The organism is Rhizobium sp. NFACC06-2 (assembly GCF_900101425.1).
GTDB lineage: Bacteria > Pseudomonadota > Alphaproteobacteria > Rhizobiales > Rhizobiaceae > Agrobacterium > Agrobacterium leguminum.
In genome coordinates this window covers 105502-122663 of the sequence record NZ_FMVA01000001.1, presented here as the reverse complement: position 1 = coordinate 122663, position 17162 = coordinate 105502, and the positions used below count along the sequence as shown (strand labels likewise).

17 protein-coding genes are annotated in these 17162 nt (G+C 59.9%); 14 read left to right on the top strand and 3 right to left on the bottom strand.

Annotation, left to right across the window (positions count from 1 at the left end):
• The first annotated feature begins 19 nt into the window (after positions 1 to 19).
• Complete coding sequence (alaS, locus tag F3H58_RS00675) at positions 20 to 2683, top strand: alanine--tRNA ligase (RefSeq protein ID WP_149740894.1); 2664 nt, start codon at positions 20 to 22, stop codon at positions 2681 to 2683.
• A 97-nt stretch (positions 2684 to 2780) separates the two neighbouring features.
• Here the strand turns inward: alaS and F3H58_RS00670 are convergent, their stop codons facing one another.
• Together F3H58_RS00670 and F3H58_RS00665 are read right to left on the bottom strand one after the other, a co-directional pair.
• The gene (locus F3H58_RS00670; protein WP_149740893.1) at positions 2781 to 3407 is read right to left on the bottom strand and encodes a glutathione S-transferase family protein; all 627 of its coding nucleotides are present in this window, start codon (positions 3405 to 3407) and stop codon (positions 2781 to 2783) included.
• 316 nt (positions 3408 to 3723) lie between these two features.
• Positions 3724 to 4938, bottom strand: coding sequence for an NADP-dependent isocitrate dehydrogenase (locus F3H58_RS00665; RefSeq protein WP_063948674.1), 1215 nt, complete (start codon positions 4936 to 4938; stop codon positions 3724 to 3726).
• Between the two features lie 215 nt (positions 4939 to 5153).
• On the opposite strand from F3H58_RS00665, the gene F3H58_RS00660 reads away from it, so the two are divergent.
• The 9 genes from F3H58_RS00660 to F3H58_RS00615 all read left to right on the top strand — a co-directional run bounded on the left by F3H58_RS00660 (position 5154) and on the right by F3H58_RS00615 (position 12039).
• On the top strand, positions 5154 to 5687 hold the full coding sequence (locus tag F3H58_RS00660; protein ID WP_188128725.1) for a hypothetical protein: 534 nt from the start codon (positions 5154 to 5156) through the stop codon (positions 5685 to 5687).
• A 138-nt stretch (positions 5688 to 5825) separates the two neighbouring features.
• Entirely contained in the window at positions 5826 to 6659 is an 834-nt protein-coding gene (locus tag F3H58_RS00655; RefSeq protein WP_003520414.1) for an RNA methyltransferase, read from the top strand.
• Positions 6643 to 7464: a glutamate racemase gene (gene murI / locus F3H58_RS00650; protein WP_080856500.1), complete on the top strand. Its 822-nt coding sequence runs from the start codon at positions 6643 to 6645 to the stop codon at positions 7462 to 7464. Before F3H58_RS00655 ends, murI begins: the two co-directional genes overlap by 17 nt.
• Before the next feature lie 378 nt (positions 7465 to 7842).
• A complete protein-coding gene (locus tag F3H58_RS00640) occupies positions 7843 to 8082 on the top strand; it encodes a hypothetical protein (RefSeq protein ID WP_065655931.1) in 240 nt (79 codons plus the stop codon).
• 97 nt (positions 8083 to 8179) lie between these two features.
• Complete coding sequence (locus F3H58_RS00635) at positions 8180 to 8476, top strand: type II toxin-antitoxin system RelE/ParE family toxin (protein ID WP_149740892.1); 297 nt, start codon at positions 8180 to 8182, stop codon at positions 8474 to 8476.
• Complete coding sequence (locus tag F3H58_RS00630; RefSeq protein WP_149740891.1) at positions 8473 to 8760, top strand: HigA family addiction module antitoxin; 288 nt, start codon at positions 8473 to 8475, stop codon at positions 8758 to 8760. The genes F3H58_RS00635 and F3H58_RS00630 overlap by 4 nt, the downstream gene beginning before the upstream one ends.
• Before the next feature lie 72 nt (positions 8761 to 8832).
• Positions 8833 to 9468 carry a LysE family translocator gene (locus tag F3H58_RS00625; RefSeq protein ID WP_149740890.1) on the top strand — a complete coding sequence of 212 codons (636 nt, stop codon included), beginning with the start codon at positions 8833 to 8835 and terminating at the stop codon, positions 9466 to 9468.
• A gap of 37 nt (positions 9469 to 9505) precedes the next feature.
• Positions 9506 to 10399 (top strand): EamA family transporter, encoded by an 894-nt coding sequence (locus tag F3H58_RS00620; protein ID WP_149740889.1) that lies wholly within the window; start codon positions 9506 to 9508, stop codon positions 10397 to 10399.
• 95 nt (positions 10400 to 10494) lie between these two features.
• On the top strand, positions 10495 to 12039 hold the full coding sequence (locus tag F3H58_RS00615) for a helicase HerA domain-containing protein (protein WP_149740888.1): 1545 nt from the start codon (positions 10495 to 10497) through the stop codon (positions 12037 to 12039).
• A 241-nt stretch (positions 12040 to 12280) separates the two neighbouring features.
• On the opposite strand, the gene F3H58_RS00610 is transcribed toward F3H58_RS00615, so the two are convergent.
• Entirely contained in the window at positions 12281 to 13264 is a 984-nt protein-coding gene (locus tag F3H58_RS00610) for a TerC family protein (RefSeq protein ID WP_078052773.1), read from the bottom strand.
• Positions 13265 to 13714: 450 nt separating this feature from the next.
• Here F3H58_RS00610 and rpsD point away from each other — a divergent pair, with 450 nt between their 5' ends.
• From rpsD to F3H58_RS00590, 4 genes are all read left to right on the top strand, one after another.
• Positions 13715 to 14332 (top strand): 30S ribosomal protein S4, encoded by a 618-nt coding sequence (gene rpsD, locus F3H58_RS00605; protein WP_003520423.1) that lies wholly within the window; start codon positions 13715 to 13717, stop codon positions 14330 to 14332.
• Between the two features lie 68 nt (positions 14333 to 14400).
• On the top strand, positions 14401 to 15330 hold the full coding sequence (locus tag F3H58_RS00600) for a glutaminase (protein WP_003520424.1): 930 nt from the start codon (positions 14401 to 14403) through the stop codon (positions 15328 to 15330).
• Between the two features lie 61 nt (positions 15331 to 15391).
• Positions 15392 to 16318, top strand: a complete 927-nt coding sequence (gene ttcA / locus F3H58_RS00595) for a tRNA 2-thiocytidine(32) synthetase TtcA (protein WP_406568440.1) — start codon at positions 15392 to 15394, stop codon at positions 16316 to 16318.
• A 16-nt stretch (positions 16319 to 16334) separates the two neighbouring features.
• A complete protein-coding gene (locus F3H58_RS00590) occupies positions 16335 to 17162 on the top strand; it encodes an inositol monophosphatase family protein (RefSeq protein ID WP_035263086.1) in 828 nt (275 codons plus the stop codon).

The window sequence follows — 17162 nt, the reverse complement described above, 5'->3', positions numbered from 1 at the left end:
CTGTGAGCGGTGTGTGGGCATGAGCGGTGTGAATGAAATTCGGTCGACCTTTCTCGACTACTTCAAGAAGAACGGACACGAGATCGTGCCCTCCAGCCCGCTGGTGCCGCGCAACGATCCGACACTGATGTTCACCAATGCCGGCATGGTGCAGTTCAAGAACGTCTTCACCGGTCTTGAAAGCCGTCCCTACTCCACGGCCGCCTCGGCGCAGAAATGCGTGCGCGCCGGCGGCAAGCATAACGATCTCGACAATGTCGGTTATACCGCCCGTCACCACACGTTTTTCGAAATGCTCGGCAATTTCTCCTTCGGCGATTATTTCAAGGAAGAGGCGATCACCCATGCCTGGAACCTGATCACCAAGGAATTCGGCATCGACCGCAACCGTCTGCTGGTCACCGTCTACCACACCGACGACGAGGCCTTTAACCTTTGGAAGAAGATCGCCGGTTTCTCCGACGACCGCATCATCCGCATTCCGACCAGCGACAATTTCTGGGCGATGGGCGATACCGGCCCCTGCGGTCCCTGTTCGGAAATCTTCTACGATCATGGCGATCATATCTGGGGCGGCCCGCCCGGCTCGCCGGAAGAAGATGGCGACCGTTTCATCGAAATCTGGAACCTCGTCTTCATGCAATATGAGCAGCTGACGAAGGAAGAGCGCATCGACCTGCCGCGCCCGTCGATCGACACCGGCATGGGCCTTGAGCGTATTTCGGCGCTGCTGCAGGGCAAGCATGACAATTACGATACGGACCTGTTCCGCGCGCTGATTGCCGCTTCCGTGGAAGCGACCGGCGTTCCGGCCGAAGGCGAAAAACGCGCCAGCCACCGCGTCATCGCTGACCATCTGCGTTCGTCCGCCTTCCTGATCGCCGATGGCGTTCTGCCGTCGAACGAAGGTCGCGGCTATGTTCTGCGCCGCATCATGCGCCGCGCCATGCGCCACGCCGAGCTTCTCGGCGCGCGCGAGCCGCTGATCTACAAGCTTTTGCCGGCGCTGGTGCAGCAGATGGGCCGCGCCTATCCGGAACTGGTGCGTGCCGAGGCGCTGATTTCCGAGACGCTGAAGCTTGAGGAAACCCGTTTCCGCAAGACGCTAGAACGCGGCCTGTCGCTGCTCTCCGACGCCACTTCGACGCTGCACAAGGGCGACATGCTGGATGGCGAGACCGCCTTCAAGCTTTACGACACCTATGGTTTCCCGCTGGACCTGACGCAGGATGCGTTGCGCGCCCGCGAAATCGGCGTCGATATTTCCGGCTTCACCGATGCGATGGAGCGCCAGAAGGCCGAAGCCCGCTCGCACTGGGCCGGTTCCGGCGACAAGGCGACCGAGACCGTCTGGTTCGAGCTCAAGGAAAAGCTCGGTGCTAGCGAATTCCTCGGTTACGACACCGAAACCGCCGAAGGCGTCATCCAGGCAATCGTCAAGGACGGCAAGTCGGTGGATAGTGCGGCCGATGGCGAGACGGTGCAGGTCGTCGTCAACCAGACGCCGTTTTATGGCGAATCCGGCGGCCAGATGGGTGATACCGGCGTGATCTCCGGCGACAATGGCGCCTTTGCCGTTTCCGATACCCAGAAGAAGGGCGAAGGCCTCTTTGTGCATTTGGGCACGGTCTCCAAGGGCGGTCTGAAAGTTGGCGATGCCGTTCAGCTGACGGTCGATCATGACCGCCGCTCGCGCCTGCGCGCCAACCATTCCGCCACCCACCTGCTGCACGAGGCGTTGCGCGAAGTGCTCGGCACACACGTTGCCCAGAAGGGTTCGCTGGTTGCGCCCGAGCGCCTGCGTTTCGACGTTTCGCATCCGAAGCCGATGTCGGCCGAGGAGCTGAAGGTCGTTGAAGAAATGGCGAACGAAATCGTGCTGCAGAACTCGCCGGTCGTGACCCGCCTGATGAGCGTCGACGACGCCATTGCCGAGGGCGCCATGGCGCTGTTCGGTGAAAAATACGGTGACGAAGTTCGCGTTGTCTCCATGGGCACCGGCCTGCATGGCGCAAAAGCCAACCGTCCCTATTCCGTCGAGCTTTGCGGCGGCACGCATGTGGCGGCCACCGGCCAGATCGGCCTCATTCGCATTCTCGGCGAAAGCGCCGTCGGTGCCGGTGTGCGTCGTCTCGAAGCCGTAACCGGGCAGGGCGCGCTTGCCTATCTGGCCGAACAGGATGAGCGGGTGAAGGCGCTTGCTTCTTCGCTGAAGGTGCAGCCGGGCGATGTGCTGTCGCGTGTCGAAGGTCTGCTCGATGAGCGCAAGAAGCTGGAGCGCGAGCTTGCCGATGCCCGCCGGAAGCTTGCCATGGGCGGCGGTTCGGTGGATGCCGGCGCAAGCGACGTCAAGCAGGTCGCGGGCGTCAACTTCCTGGCGAAATCCATGTCTGGCATCGATGCCAAGGATCTCAAGGGTCTTGCCGATGAGGCCAAGGCCAATCTCGGCTCGGGCGTCGTGCTGCTGATCGCCGTTTCCGAAGACGGCAAGGCAAGCGCTGTCGCTGCCGTGACCGAAGATCTGACGGCCCGTTTCAGCGCTGTCGATATCGTCCGCACCGCTTCCGCCGCACTTGGCGGCAAGGGCGGCGGCGGCCGACCGGATATGGCGCAGGCGGGTGGTCCCGATGGCGCAAAGGCGCAGGATGCCATCGAGGCGGTGGCAGCGGCCCTGGCGGCCTAGCCAGTGGAAATTGAAAAGGGCGGGGTTTTACCCCGCCCTTTTGCTTTCGGTTCAAGCCTTCCGGTGCACGAACGGTTGGTGCAGGTCTTCCCGTCTTTCAGCCCGCCGCCTGCAAATCCTTTGCCGCTTCCTCATCTAGTTGTGCTGCCCGCTTGAAGGCCGGGCGGTCGGTGAGGTGGGCCATGTAATCGAGAAAGGCCGGGCGTTTTTCGATGGTGCCGAAATGCAGGCCCCAGCCGATATGGGCGCCGACATAGACATCCGCCGCCGTGAAGAGATCGCCGGCGATGAAGCGGTTTTCGCTGACGGCCCGCTCAAGTGTATTCATCACATCCGCATAGCTGCCGCAGCCGGCCATGCGCAGCTTCTCCTTGGGCACTTCGAAACCCATCGCCTTCATGCTCGCCGCCATTTCCAGCGGGCCTGCGGCAAAGAACATCCAGCGATAATAAAGCCCGCGCGCCTTGGGTGTGGGCGCAAGGTTCGCGCCGGGAAAGGCATCGGCGAGATAGGCGCAGATCGCCGCCGCCTCGGTAACGATGGTATCGCCGTGTTTGATGGCGGGCACCTTCGCCATCGGATTTATCAGCCGGTAGGCGGGCGATTTCATCGAGGTCTCGAAGCCCAGTATTTCCGTTCGGTAAGGAACGCCCACTTCCTCAAGCATCCATCGCGCGATGCGTCCGCGTGACATGGGGTTGGTGTAGAAGATCAATTCACTCATGCTTTTGCCTCCCCAAGCAAAATCGTTGAAGCATCATGGAAAACCGATGCGGATTTCGCGCCTGCGCTTCGTATTTTTAAAGTTCGCAACATCCTTCGCGTGTTCCCTAAGATCGCGCCGATGCTCCGATGAACGTTTGACTGTGCCGGGCAAGTTATGTGCAAATAGATGCTGTTTAAGCTTTGTCTTATTGTTGTACTGGCCGCAGCACGCGGAATCGAAGTCTGCGCCTAGTACAACGGCTAATCAAGATACTGTGAACAAAAAAGAAAACCCGGCGCTGAGGCCGGGTTTTGAAGTCACTGGGAAGGCCGGCTTAAGCCGCCATTGCCTTCTTGAGGTTTTCGTCGATCTTGTCGAGGAAGGCGGTGGTGGAGAGCCAGGGCTGGTCCGGTCCGATGAGGAGCGCCAGATCCTTGGTCATGTAGCCGCTTTCGACGGTGTCGACGCAGACGGTTTCGAGCGTTGCCGCGAACTTTGCCAGTTCCGCATTGTCGTCCAGCTTGGCGCGGTGGGCGAGGCCACGGGTCCAGGCGAAGATCGAAGCGATCGAGTTGGTCGAGGTTTCCTGACCCTTCTGATGCTGGCGGTAGTGGCGTGTCACCGTGCCGTGTGCCGCTTCGGCTTCAACCGTGCGGCCATCGGGAGACAGCAGAACCGAGGTCATCAGGCCGAGCGAGCCGAAGCCCTGAGCAACCGTGTCGGACTGCACGTCGCCGTCGTAGTTCTTGCAGGCCCAGATGTAGCCGCCGGACCACTTCAGAGCGGAAGCGACCATGTCGTCGATCAGGCGGTGCTCGTAGGTGATGCCGATTTCGTCGAACTGCGCCTTGAATTCGGTCTGGTAGACTTCTTCGAAGATATCCTTGAAGCGGCCGTCATAGGCCTTGAGGATGGTGTTCTTCGTGGAGAGGTAAACCGGCCACTTGCGCATCAGGCCATAGTTCATGGAGGCGCGGGCGAATTCGCGGATGGATTCGTCGAGGTTGTACATGGCAAGCGCCACGCCGGCGCTCGGGGCGTCGAAGACGTCCTTTTCGATGACCTGGCCGTCTTCACCGACGAACTTGATGGTCAGCTTGCCCTTGCCGGGGAACTTGAAATCGGTTGCCTTGTACTGGTCGCCGAAAGCGTGACGGCCGACGACGATCGGCTTGGTCCAGCCGGGAACGAGGCGCGGAACGTTCTTGCAGATGATCGGCTCGCGGAAGATGACGCCGCCCAGAATGTTGCGGATGGTGCCGTTCGGGCTCTTCCACATCTGCTTCAGGCCGAATTCCTCGACGCGCTGCTCATCCGGGGTGATGGTCGCGCACTTGATGCCGACGCCATGCTTCTTGATGGCGTGCGCTGCATCGACCGTGACCTGGTCGTTGGTGGCGTCGCGGTTTTCAACCGAGAGGTCGTAATATTCGATGTCGAGATCGAGGTATGGCAGGATCAGCTTGTCCTTGATGAGCTGCCAGATGATACGGGTCATTTCGTCGCCGTCGAGATCGACGACCGGATTGGCTACCTTGATCTTTGCCATGAATTCCTCACCTTCGAAGCTGTGGCGCCGGATGGCGCCGGTATCCGGAAAAATATCCGGTGCGGCTATAGCATCGCGCGCGCCTGAGGCAAAGCCATGGGGGGCGCTTTTTTGGCGCAGCGCAATAACGCTTTGCGCATTGCCAAACCACAATGCCGGAATACAGTCAGGCGAATCGCTTCGCCCGCCTGTCGGGCCTATCCCGGGATCACATCATGCGGAATATTCTGCTTCTGACTGCCGCCGTCCTCTTTTCGCATAGCGCGCTCGCCGCCGGGCCTGCCGATCCCGTCCAGAAGGTGATGGATATCACCGTCAAGAACTGGTCGGGCGAGGCGGAAAACTGGAAATACGTTTTCGACGAGGACATGCTGACCAGCCTCTTCAGCAAGGATTTCGTCGCGCAATATCGCGAAGCCTCCAAGAAGCCGGCTTACGAGGCCGAAAGCGGCGAGACCGGCGATCCCTTTGGTTACGATGTCGTGACGAACTCGCAGGATGGCTGCCCGCTGGCCGATGTTTCCGTGACGCCGGGCGCGGTGAAGGACGGCGTGACGGATGTGACGGCGAAATTCAAGCTCTGGGCCTGCATGGACGAGGCGGAGATGAAGGCGACGGTTGACGAAGTGCATTTCGATGTCATCGAGGAAGACGGCCGCCCGGTCATCAGCGATATTCACCGGGTTGGCGATGAGGGCAGGGATTCGCTGCGCGAAGAGATGGCGACGATCATCAAGGGAGAGCAATAAGGGGCGTCTTGCCAGCGGGGTAGAGCCAGGCTTTCTCCGCGCCGGCTTTGATTTTGGCGCCGATCTGTGCCAGTGAAGCGCGCTTTAGCGCGTCGGGCTGAAAATCGATGCGACGCTTCAACACACGGACAAAAGACGATGGCAGGCACAAACAGCGATCTCGAACTTGTGGCGGAAGGCCCGGCGATCATTCTCGTCGAACCGCAGCTTGGCGAAAATATCGGCATGGTGGCGCGGGCCATGGCCAATTTCGGCCTGGCCGAATTGCGTCTGGTCAATCCGCGTGACGGCTGGCCGAGCGAGAAGGCGCGCGCCGCAGCCTCCAAGGCCGATCATGTCATTGACGCCACGAAGGTATTCGAGACGCTGGAAGAGGCGATCAAGGACCTGAACTTCGTTTATGCCACGACCGCGCGTGAGCGTTACGGTTTCAAGCCGGTGCGTGCGCCCGTCACCGCCGCCGATACGCTCAGGGCAAAATTCAAGGCTGGCGAAAAGACCGGTATCCTCTTCGGGCGCGAGCGCTGGGGGCTGACCAATGAGGAAGTGGCGCTGGCCGACGAGATCGTGACATTTCCGGTCAATCCCGCTTTTGCCTCGCTCAATATCGCGCAGGCCGTGCTTTTGATGTCCTATGAATGGATGAAATCCGGCATGGACGATCTGGGAGAGACGCTTTTCCAGTCCGTCGAACAGCGCCCTTCGACTAAGGAACAGGTTTTCGGCCTGTTCGAACATATCGAGGAAGCGCTGGACGCGCGGGGTTATTTTCATCCCGCTGAAAAAAAGCCGAAAATGGTCGACAATCTGCGCGCCGTGCTGTCGCGGCGCGGGTTTTCCGAGCAGGAAATCAGTGTTTTCCGTGGCGTGATCAATTCGCTCGACCGCTTTCCCCGGCAATGGCCGAAGCAGGCGGGAAGGGCAGCGGGGCCGTCGGCCGAGGGAGCAGGGGAGAATGCTGAAGACGAGTGAGGCGGCGGCCGATGTGCTGAAACCGGTGCTGGTGTTCGATTCCGGCATTGGCGGGCTGACCGTGCTGCGCGAGGCGCGGGTGCTGATGCCCGAGCGCGGCTTCATCTATGTGGCCGACGATGCGGGTTTTCCCTATGGCGGCTGGGAGGAGGAAGCGCTGAAGGCGCGCATTCTCTCGCTCTTCGACAAGCTGCTGGACGACTATAGCCCGGAAGTCTGCATCATCGCCTGCAACACCGCCTTCACGCTCGCTGGCGCAGATCTTCGCGCCCGCTTTCCGCAGATGACCTTCGTTGGCACTGTGCCCGCCATCAAGCCGGCAGCGGAGCGCACCCGCTCGGGCCTCGTTTCCGTGCTGGCGACACCGGGCACCGTTAAGCGCGCCTATACGCGCGATCTCATCCAGTCCTTCGCCAGCCAATGTCATGTCCGCCTCGTCGGCTCTGAAAACCTGGCGCGCATGGCGGAAAGCTGGATCAGGGGCGAGCCGGTTTCGGATGAGGCGGTGCTTGCCGAAATCGAACCCTGCTTCATCGACAGCGAGGGAAAACGCACGGATATCGTCGTTCTTGCCTGCACCCATTACCCCTTCATGGCCAATCTGTTTCGCAGGCTGGCGCCATGGCCGGTGGATTGGCTCGACCCCGCCGAGGCGATTGCGCGGCGCGCGCGCCACCTCGTGCCGCTGCCGCAGGATGCGGAGCATCCGGATGGTTTCGATTTTGCCGTCTTCACCTCCGGCAAGCCGGATTTCGCCACCCGGCGGCTGATGCAGGGTTTCGGTCTCAGCGTTTCGGCGGCCTGAGCGCCTGTTGTATTTTTGCATCTGTTTTATTCGTCTTTTGCAATTCGAGATTGCGACCACTTGTCGCGCCGGATTTCTTGTGTAAGATGCATCTTGTCTGTAACCGCTATAAATGGAGGCGTGGAATGACCAATGACATCAATATGCGCCTTAACGGCATGTCAGGCCTTTCCGGCATGTTTATCGGCGGTTATGTGATGCGAGGCATCTCCCTCCGATAAGGCTTATGGCCTGATTTCCTTGCCGTTTGGCATTTTCACTTCGTCCGACATGTGACTTGCGCGTTTGCGTGGCATGAGTGCTGCGCTCACCGTTTCGGCATGTCGTTTTCCATCGATAAAGGACCTGGCCGCTTTGCCGCGCCGGGATGGATTTCCCATGCAGAAAAATCAACCATTGGTAGCATATGCGCTGCCGGATGCGGTCGATCGCTTGTTCGTCACATTCGGTGTCTGGAAAACCCTGAAGGCGGTTCTCATTGCCGCAGTGGTGCCGCGCGCACCGCCGACCGATCCTGCCGATCTGCCAGAGCGCCTGCTGGTCGATATCGGCCTTGACCCGTCGCGGGTGAAGCGGCGGCGGGATTGGGAGGTCCCTCACTGGGCGCCCCGGTTTTGATTGGCAAAGGCCTCTCCGGCAAAGAAATGTCGGGGAGGCCGCCGCATCTCTGCCGTTACGTATTGTATAGCGATGCGATACAGGATACGCTGTTCCCATGATCGTCAGTTTCCGGCACAAAGGACTGGAAGCTTTTTATCGTTCCGGGACGACGAAGGGTATTCAGCCTGCCCATGCCGCCAAGCTTGGCCGAATACTAACCATGCTTGAGGTTGCGGCAGGCGTTCCTGATCTTAATCTTCCTGGTCTCAAACTTCATCCGTTAAAGGGTGACATGAGGGGCCGCTGGTCCATATGGCTGAATGGAAACTGGCGCGTGACGTTTCGATTTCTGGATAGCGACGTCGAACTTGTCGACTATCAGGACTATCACCGAAGGGAATTGTTCCAATGATGAAATTTCCTGTTCATCCCGGTGAGTTGTTACGGGAGGAGGTTATTGCCGCACTTCGGCTTTCCGTAACAGACGCTGCTGAAAGGCTTGGAATGTCGCGCGTAGCGCTTTCGCGGGTCTTGAACGGACGGGCAGGGGTCAGCCCAGACCTTGCCTTACGGTTGGAGCGGGCAGGGGTCAGCACCGCGCGGGCATGGCTTGCCACGCAGTCGAATTACGATCTTGCACAGGCGATGAAACGTGAGCAGCCGCCCGTTCGTCCGTTGGATGACAGGGCGGCATAATCTTCGAAGATTTGGCTTGATACCTTCCGGTTTTGGTGGCTTGCTCCTAAAAATCAGATAGGGAGATTCACCATGCCGCTGGAGAACTGGCTGGCCTTCGTGGCCGCATCCGCCATCATGCTCGCCATTCCGGGACCAACGATCCTGCTGGTGATTTCTTATGCGCTCGGCCATGGCCGCAAGGCCAGCACGGCGACGGTGACGGGTGTGGCGCTTGGTGATTTTACCGCGATGACGGCCTCGATGCTGGGGCTAGGCGCGCTGCTTGCTACATCGGCGGCGCTTTTCACCGGGCTTAAATGGATCGGTGCGGCTTATCTCATCTATCTCGGCATCAAGCTGTGGCGTTCGCCGGTTGGTGACGCGGCGGAAAACACGGGCGTGACGGGACGCGAAAGGCCGCTCAAAATCTTCCTGCACGCCTATATCGTCACGGCGTTGAACCCCAAGAGCATCGTGTTCTTCGTGGCCTTCCTGCCGCAGTTTCTGGTGCCGACATTGCCCTTCTGGCCGCAGGTGCTGATTTTCGAAGCGACCTTCCTGGTGCTTGCCACCGTGAATGCGGCGCTTTATGGACTTCTGGCAAGTGCCGCCCGTAATACGATCCGCAAGCCGAAGGTTCAGCGCATCGTCAACCGCACGGGCGGCGGTCTCCTTGTTGGCGCCGGTCTCATTGCCTTTGGCTGGAAGAGGGCGGTCGCGCCGTAAGGCACATCTCGATCGCCTGAAATTCGGACATAACAAAATGGCATTGCCGCATATTTTCCTCGCCCTGATCACCGTGTTTTTGTGGGGCTTCAACTTCGTCGTCATCAAGATTGGCGTCATGGATATGCCGCCTTTGTTCCTGACGGGTGTGCGTTATCTCTTTGCGGCGGTGCCCCTGGTGTTCTTCCTGCCGAAACCCAATGTACCGTGGCGACACATGATCGTTTACGGCATGGCCATGGGCTTCGTGCAATTCGGCCTGCTTTACCCCGCCATCAAGCTCGGCCTGCCGGCGGGGCTCGCTTCGCTGGTCATGCAGTCGCAGGCCTTCTTCACGCTGGCGCTTGCCGTAGTGTTCCTCGGTGAACGGCCGTTGCTCTCGCAGGTCTTCGGCGCGATCATCGCTTTTGGCGGGCTGGCGGTCATCGGTGTGGAGCGGATGACGGCGGCAGCGCTGGTGCCGCTCCTGATGGGCGTCGGTTCCGCGATTGCCTGGGCCTGCGGAAACATCGTCAATCGCCGCATCGGTCAGGTCAATGCTGTCTCCTTCGTTGCCTGGACCAGCCTTGTGCCCGTTCTGCCGCTGATCCTGCTGTCGCTTGTGGTGGAGGGACCTCAAGCGATTGCCGCAGGGGTGGTGAATGCCACGCCGACCATGGCGTTCGTGGTGATCTACATGGCCTATGGCGCGACCATAGTCGGCGCTGGTATCTGGAGTTATCTGCTGCTGCGGTATCCGGCTGGAACAGTCGCGCCGTTTTCGCTGCTGGTGCCTGTGGTCGGGTTCATCAGTGCCTATTTCGCCTTTGACGAACACATAACCGTTTTCGAAATCATCGGTGCAGCACTGGTCATTCTTGGGCTGGCGCTCAACGTCTTCGGTCGTCGCATCGGCATTTCACGCTTCTGGGTCAGGTCTCCGCAGGGCTGAGCGTGAATTGCCTGTGCATTATCGGCACGGATGAGACGCAAGAGCCGATTTTTTGGTAAAGAGCATCTTCGGCCGAGCCTCAGGGAATCGGCCGGATGATATCCAGCACGAGGAATGGAACATTGCAGGTCGGCATCGACATGGGAACCCTATCGGGCGGGCAGCAGGCCAAGCTCGATATTGAAGAATTGCTTGCGACGCGCCTGCTGGTGCAGGGCAATTCCGGTTCCGGCAAGTCGCATCTTCTGCGGCGGCTGCTGGAGCAATCGGCGCCATGGGTGCAGCAGGTCATCATCGATCCCGAGGGTGATTTCGTCACGCTTTCCGACAAGTTCGGTCATGTGGTGGTGGATGGCGAGCGCACGGAAGCCGAACTCGCCGGCATCGCTAACCGCATTCGCCAGCACCGCGTCTCCTGCGTGCTGACGCTGGAAGGTCTCGATATCGAGCAGCAGATGCGGGCGGCCGCCGCTTTCCTCAATGGCCTGTTCGATGCCGATCGCGAATTCTGGTATCCCGTGCTTGTCGTGGTGGACGAAGCGCAGATGTTTGCGCCCTCCGTTGCTGGTGAAGTCACGGAAGATGCCCGCAAGGCCTCGCTTGGCGCGATGACCAATCTGATGTGCCGTGGCCGTAAACGTGGTCTCGCCGGCGTCATCGCCACGCAGCGATTGGCCAAGCTTGCCAAGAACGTGGCCGCGGAAGCCTCGAACTTCCTGATGGGCCGCACTTTCCTGGATATCGACATGGCCCGCGCCGCTGATCTCCTCGGCATGGACCGGCGGCAGGCGGAAATGTTCCGCGATCTTCAGCGCGGCAATTTTGTGGCGCTCGGCCCGGCGCTGTCGCGCCGTCCGCTGCCAATCGTCATCGGGGCGGTGGAAACCTCGGCGCGCTCCTCTTCACCGAAGCTGATGCCGCTACCGGATGCCCCGCAGGATGTCGAAGACCTTATCTTCACGCCTGATCCGGAAGAGTTCACGCGCGCTGCCGTGCGCCGCACGCCGCCCGCGCCCCGTCCGACCACGGATATTCTGGCAGAGCTCTCCCGTTCCACACCCGCCGCCGTCGGTCCAACACCTGAGCAATCGCCGCGCGCAGGCCAGCCGGAAATGTCGCCGGAGGAGCGCGAGGAAAAGATTTCGGCGGTTCTCGTCGAAATTCTCGACGACCCGCAATCGGCCTATCGCACGGACGCGGTCCTCTACCAGGACTTTCTGGTGCGCGCCCGTATGCGCCGCATTCCCGGAACGCCGATGACGCTGCCGGAATTCCGCCGGCAGGTGGCGATTGCTCGCTCCGGCGTGGATGCGGAGATGGCGGCAAGCGAAGGCTGGCAAAAGGCGCTGCAGCTTTCGACCTCGGTTTCCGATGACCTGCAGGGTGTTTTCCTGTTGCTGGTCAAGGCGGCGCTTGGTGAAGAGCCTTGCCCGTCGGATGCCCGGATCGCCCGCGCCTATGGCACCCACTCCGCCCGCCGCGCGCGGCGTCTGCTCGGTTATTTCGAGGAGAAGGAGCTTGTGGTGGTCCATGCCGATTTCTCCGGCAAGCGCATCGTGGCATTTCCCGATCTCGACGCAAAAACCGCACCCGGTGATGCGGATGCGGTTGAGGATGATACGCGGCTTGCGGCGGAGTGAGGTTGCGGCAGGTTTGTTTGCGTCGATATCTTTACTCGTCATGCCGGACTTGATCCGGCATCCAGCCACGGCGCTTCTGCGCCGTGAGTAGGGTCTTTTGCGATCAAGGACTTGATCGCGCTGGACCCCGGATCAAGTCCGGGGTGACGGCGTATATATTATGTGGCGGTGGCAAATTTATCCGTCAGCGGAAACTCTGAAAGAGGTTAAGGAGGCGTTTCCGCCTCCTCCGTGCTCATCATTACTCAATGGCCTTTGCTTCCTTTCGCGTCGCAATCAGCGAACCGATGATGCCGGTTGCGAGGATGGCGACGGTGACGCCGAGAGAGACGGCAGGCGGGATCTTGGCGATGCCGAGCATGTCGGCGACGAAAATCTTCGAACCGACGAAGACCAGAACCGCAGCCAGCGCGTATTTCAGATAAGCGAAGCGGTGGATGAGGGCGGCGAGCGCAAAGTAAAGGGCGCGCAGACCGAGGATCGCGAAGATGTTCGAGGTGTAGACGATAAACGGATCGGTGGTGATCGCGAAGATCGCCGGGATCGAATCGACTGCGAAGATCAGGTCGGCGATTTCGACCATGATGAGCGCCAGGAAGAGCGGCGTGACGAAGGTCTTGAGTTTGCCGGTGGTCTCATCGGTTTCCTTGACGAAGAATTTCTCGCCATGCAGCCTGTTTGTCACCGGAAGGTGACTGCGCAGGAACTTCAGGATGCGGTTATTGCCGATATCGGACTCGTCATGGTCGGACGAGAACAGCATCTTGAGGCCGGTGAAGACGAGGAAGGCCGCGAAGAGATAAAGCACCCAGTGGAAGTTTTCGACGATGGCCGCGCCGCCCGCGATCATGATGCCACGCAGGACGATCACGCCGAGGATGCCCCAGAGCAGCACGCGGTGCTGATATTGGCGGGGAATGGCGAAATAGGAGAAAATCATTGCGATGATGAAGATATTGTCCATCGCCAGGCTTTTTTCGACCACGAAGCCGGTGACATATTCCATCGCCGACTGTTCGCCGGACTGGTACCAGATCCAGCCGCCGAAGGCCAAGCCGATGACAATATAGAAGCCCGACATCAGCAGGCTTTCACGAACGCCAATTTCCTTGGAGTTTTTATGCAGCACGCCTAGATCGAGCGCGAGAAGGCCAAGGACGAGGGAAATGAAGACCGCCCACATCCATGTGGGGGTGCCGAGAAAATCCGATAGAAGAAAGTCCATCAGTCAACCTTTAGCCGGACGAGGTTGGCTTTACGGATGGGGGACGTGAAACAGACATGTACGTGGCCCCAACCTTAACAAACTCGACATCACGTGTTGTCCGGTAACACGCCAGAGGGGCCCGAGTTCTGATCACGATGGAGAGATGGGTGGGCACTTTCGCTTTTCAAGAGGAGACTTCAGAAAAAAGCGAAAGGCCTTGTTTGACAAATTCGTGAAAGCTCTGTAGAAGCCGCCCCAACGCCGGGCAGTGATGTCCGGTGTGTTTTGTTGACTGCCCTGCAGTTTAAGAACTGACGTTCGGCGGTCAATATCACCGACATGTCCCGTGGTTTCTCCATTTGCATGTGAGAAGCCTGTCAGAGGCCCTGAAACGGGCTTCAGAGGAGGGCGTGTTTCCTTGAACCGGTTTGGTAACAGACCGGCATAACCTTTTGAGAAGGAAATACGATGAGCAAGCGCGAATCGGCTAAGTATAAAATTGACCGCCGCATGGGCGAAAACATCTGGGGCCGTCCGAAGTCCCCGGTTAACCGCCGCGAATACGGCCCGGGCCAGCACGGCCAGCGCCGCAAGGGCAAGATGAGCGACTTCGGCACGCAGCTGCGCGCCAAGCAGAAGCTCAAGGGCTACTACGGCGAACTGCGCGAAAAGCAGTTCCGCGCCACCTTCGACGAAGCAAACCGTCGCAAGGGTGACACTTCCGAAAACCTCATCGGCCTGCTCGAGTCGCGTCTGGACGCCATCGTCTACCGCGCCAAGTTCGTTCCGACCGTTTTCGCATCGCGCCAGTTCATCAACCATGGCCACGTCACGGTTAACGGCGTTCGCGTCAACATCGGTTCTTACCGCTGCAAGCCGGGCGACGTTATCGAAGTTCGCCAGAAGTCCAAGCAGCTCGTAACCGTTCTGGAAGCCGTTCAGCTCGCTGAGCGCGACGTTCCGGACTACATCGAAGTTGACCACAACAAGATGGTTGCGACCTACGCCCGCGTTCCGGCTCTCTCCGACGTTCCGTACCCGGTCGTCATGGAACCGCATCTGGTCGTCGAATTCTACTCGCGTTAATCGACGCGTTTCAGTATTCAGGAAGCCGCCCTTCGGGGCGGCTTTTTTGTTTGCGGGGAAGGCTTTGCATGCAGGACATTCAGGCGATCGTCGATTCCATTTACGACAGCATGGCGCCGAGGCTCGGCGAGGGGAAGGTTGCGGATTACATTCCCGAACTCGCCAAGGTCGATCCCAACCAGTTCGGCATCGCCATCACCACTGTCGATGGAACCACCTATACGGCCGGCAATGCGCTGACGCCGTTTTCGATCCAGAGCATCTCCAAGGTTTTCATGCTGACGCTCGCGCTCGGCAAGGCGGGGGAAACGGTGTGGAACCGGGTGGGGCGCGAGCCTTCGGGCTCCTCCTTCAACTCCATTGTCCAGCTGGAGCATGAGCACGGCATCCCACGCAATCCCTTCGTCAATGCCGGCGCGATCGTGGTCACCGATATCGTGCTTGCCGGCCATCAGCCGCGCGAGGCAATCGGTGAGCTTCTGCGTTTCGTGCGTTACCTCGCGGACGATGACACGATCAGCATCGACGACACGGTGGCGAAATCCGAGCAGGCGACGGGGTTCCGCAATTTCGCGCTCGCCAATTTCATGCGCTCCTTCGGCAATCTGCACCATCCCGTCGAATATACGCTCGGTGTTTATTTCCACCAGTGCGCGCTTTCCATGACCTGCGCCCAGCTTTCCCGTGCCGGGCTTTTCCTTGCCAATCGCGGCCGCAATCCGCTGACCGGCCACACGGTCGTTTCGGACCGGCGGGCGCGACGCATCAATGCGCTGATGCTGACCTGTGGCCATTATGACGGATCGGGTGATTTCGCCTATCATGTCGGCCTGCCGGGCAAGAGCGGCGTGGGCGGCGGCATTATGGCGGTGGCGCCAGGCAACGCGTCGATTGCGGTCTGGTCGCCGGGTCTCAACAAGGTCGGCAACTCGGCGCTCGGGTCACAGGCGCTGGAAATGCTGGCGACGAAAACCGGCTGGTCGGTATTCGGGGCTTGATATTGCCGGCGGATGGGGGCATTGCCTGCATGAAGAACGGCAGTCGTGCCGGAGCGAGCGGATGATGAACATTCTCACCAGGATCGATGACATCGCGGAGAAGGTCGGGGCAGATCAGGAACCGCCGGAAGAGAGCGGTAACTCGCACCCGCTGTTCGACAACGCGCCGCGCTCGGTCTCGTTCAACAAGCTGCGCAAACGGCTGCTGCGTAATGTGCGCCAGGCCTTTGAAGATTTTGACATGCTGAAGGGCCAGACGCGCTGGCTGGTCGGCCTTTCCGGCGGCAAGGACAGTTACGGTCTTCTGGCGCTGCTGCTCGATCTCAAATGGCGCGGCCTTTTGCCGGTGGAACTGGTCGCCTGCAATCTCGATCAGGGCCAGCCGAATTTTCCAAAGCATGTCCTGCCGGAGTATCTGGCGAAGATCGGTGTGCCCCATCGCATCGAATATCGCGACACCTATTCCGTGGTGAAGGAAAAGGTGCCGTCCGGCGGCACTTACTGTTCGCTCTGTTCGCGGCTCAGGCGCGGCAATCTCTACCGCATCGCGCGGGAGGAGGGCTGTGACGCGCTGCTGCTCGGCCATCACCGCGAGGATATTCTCGAAACCTTCTTCATGAACTTCTTCCATGGCGGCCGTCTGGCCGGCATGCCGGCGAAGCTTTTGAATGATGAGGGCGACCTGATGGTCATGCGCCCGCTCGCCTATTGCGCCGAGGAAGATATGGCGAAATTCGCGGCGGCGATGGAATTCCCGATCATTCCCTGCGACCTCTGCGGCTCGCAGGACGGGCTTCAGCGCAATGCCATGAAGGAGATGCTGGCCGACATCGAGCGGCGTATGCCGGGCCGCAAGGACGTGATGCTGAGGGCGCTTGCCCATGTCAATCCGTCGCATCTGCTCGATCCGAAGCTTTTTGATTTTTCGGCGCTTTCTGTCACCGGGGCGTCACCTGAAGAGCGTAGGGAGGCCAACTCCCCCTTATGAAGAAGTGCCCCGCCCGATGACCCTTTCCGACAAAGATATCGACTTTCTCGTTTCCACCGTTGCCGCTGCCGGCGCAAATGAAATTCTTCCCCGCTTCCGAAACCTGAGCGCCGGTGCGATCTCCGAAAAGACCTCTGCCGTCGATCTGGTCACCGAGGCCGATGTTCTGGCGGAAAAGGCGATCACCGCCGCTCTCCTTCAGCGATTTCCGAAGGCCCATATTGTCGGCGAAGAGGCCTATGAGGCGGACCAATCCGTCATTCCCGCACTTGCCGATGCGCCGCTTGCCTTCGTGATCGATCCCATCGACGGCACTTTCAATTACGCTTCCGGTTTTCCCGCTTTCGGCACGCTGCTTGCGGTCACCGTCAAGGGCGAGACGGTGGCGGGCATCATCCACGATCCGGTGATGGGCGATACCATCGTTGCCCTTAAAGGCGAGGGCGCGTTTCTCAACCGCAGGAACGGTTCGCAGGCGAAGCTCAGAGTCGCCGATCCCGCGCCATTGTCCGACATGGTCGGCATCTTTTCCTGGGGCCATAGCCATCAGGATCGCCGGCCGGTGATCGCCGCCAATATGGCGAAGATCAAGATGGCGCTGTCACTCAATTGCTCGGCACATGAATATTGGCTCGCCTCGGCCGGCAAGCTGCATTTCATCGGCCATGAAAAGCTGATGCCGTGGGATCATCTCGCCGGCGTGCTCATTCATCAGGAGGCGGGTGGTTACACGGCCCGTTTCGACAATACGCCCTATCGGCCGGGGCAGACGGAGGGCGGCATTCTGTCTGCTCCCGACAAGGAAAGCTGGAAGATGCTGCGACGGGAAATCGTCGCCTTATAA

What these genes read in the sequence shown, in the direction of transcription:
- alaS (WP_149740894.1), top strand. Translation starts at nt 20, where the DNA reads ATGAGCGGTGTGAATGAAATTCGGTCGACCTTTCTCGACTACTTCAAG.
- F3H58_RS00670 (WP_149740893.1), bottom strand. Translation starts at nt 3,407, where the DNA reads ATGAGTGAATTGATCTTCTACACCAACCCCATGTCACGCGGACGCATC.
- F3H58_RS00665 (WP_063948674.1), bottom strand. Translation starts at nt 4,938, where the DNA reads ATGGCAAAGATCAAGGTAGCCAATCCGGTCGTCGATCTCGACGGCGAC.
- F3H58_RS00660 (WP_188128725.1), top strand. Translation starts at nt 5,154, where the DNA reads ATGCGGAATATTCTGCTTCTGACTGCCGCCGTCCTCTTTTCGCATAGC.
- F3H58_RS00655 (WP_003520414.1), top strand. Translation starts at nt 5,826, where the DNA reads ATGGCAGGCACAAACAGCGATCTCGAACTTGTGGCGGAAGGCCCGGCG.
- murI (WP_080856500.1), top strand. Translation starts at nt 6,643, where the DNA reads ATGCTGAAGACGAGTGAGGCGGCGGCCGATGTGCTGAAACCGGTGCTG.
- F3H58_RS00640 (WP_065655931.1), top strand. Translation starts at nt 7,843, where the DNA reads ATGCAGAAAAATCAACCATTGGTAGCATATGCGCTGCCGGATGCGGTC.
- F3H58_RS00635 (WP_149740892.1), top strand. Translation starts at nt 8,180, where the DNA reads ATGATCGTCAGTTTCCGGCACAAAGGACTGGAAGCTTTTTATCGTTCC.
- F3H58_RS00630 (WP_149740891.1), top strand. Translation starts at nt 8,473, where the DNA reads ATGATGAAATTTCCTGTTCATCCCGGTGAGTTGTTACGGGAGGAGGTT.
- F3H58_RS00625 (WP_149740890.1), top strand. Translation starts at nt 8,833, where the DNA reads ATGCCGCTGGAGAACTGGCTGGCCTTCGTGGCCGCATCCGCCATCATG.
- F3H58_RS00620 (WP_149740889.1), top strand. Translation starts at nt 9,506, where the DNA reads ATGGCATTGCCGCATATTTTCCTCGCCCTGATCACCGTGTTTTTGTGG.
- F3H58_RS00615 (WP_149740888.1), top strand. Translation starts at nt 10,495, where the DNA reads ATGATATCCAGCACGAGGAATGGAACATTGCAGGTCGGCATCGACATG.
- F3H58_RS00610 (WP_078052773.1), bottom strand. Translation starts at nt 13,264, where the DNA reads ATGGACTTTCTTCTATCGGATTTTCTCGGCACCCCCACATGGATGTGG.
- rpsD (WP_003520423.1), top strand. Translation starts at nt 13,715, where the DNA reads ATGAGCAAGCGCGAATCGGCTAAGTATAAAATTGACCGCCGCATGGGC.
- F3H58_RS00600 (WP_003520424.1), top strand. Translation starts at nt 14,401, where the DNA reads ATGCAGGACATTCAGGCGATCGTCGATTCCATTTACGACAGCATGGCG.
- ttcA (WP_406568440.1), top strand. Translation starts at nt 15,392, where the DNA reads ATGATGAACATTCTCACCAGGATCGATGACATCGCGGAGAAGGTCGGG.
- F3H58_RS00590 (WP_035263086.1), top strand. Translation starts at nt 16,335, where the DNA reads ATGACCCTTTCCGACAAAGATATCGACTTTCTCGTTTCCACCGTTGCC.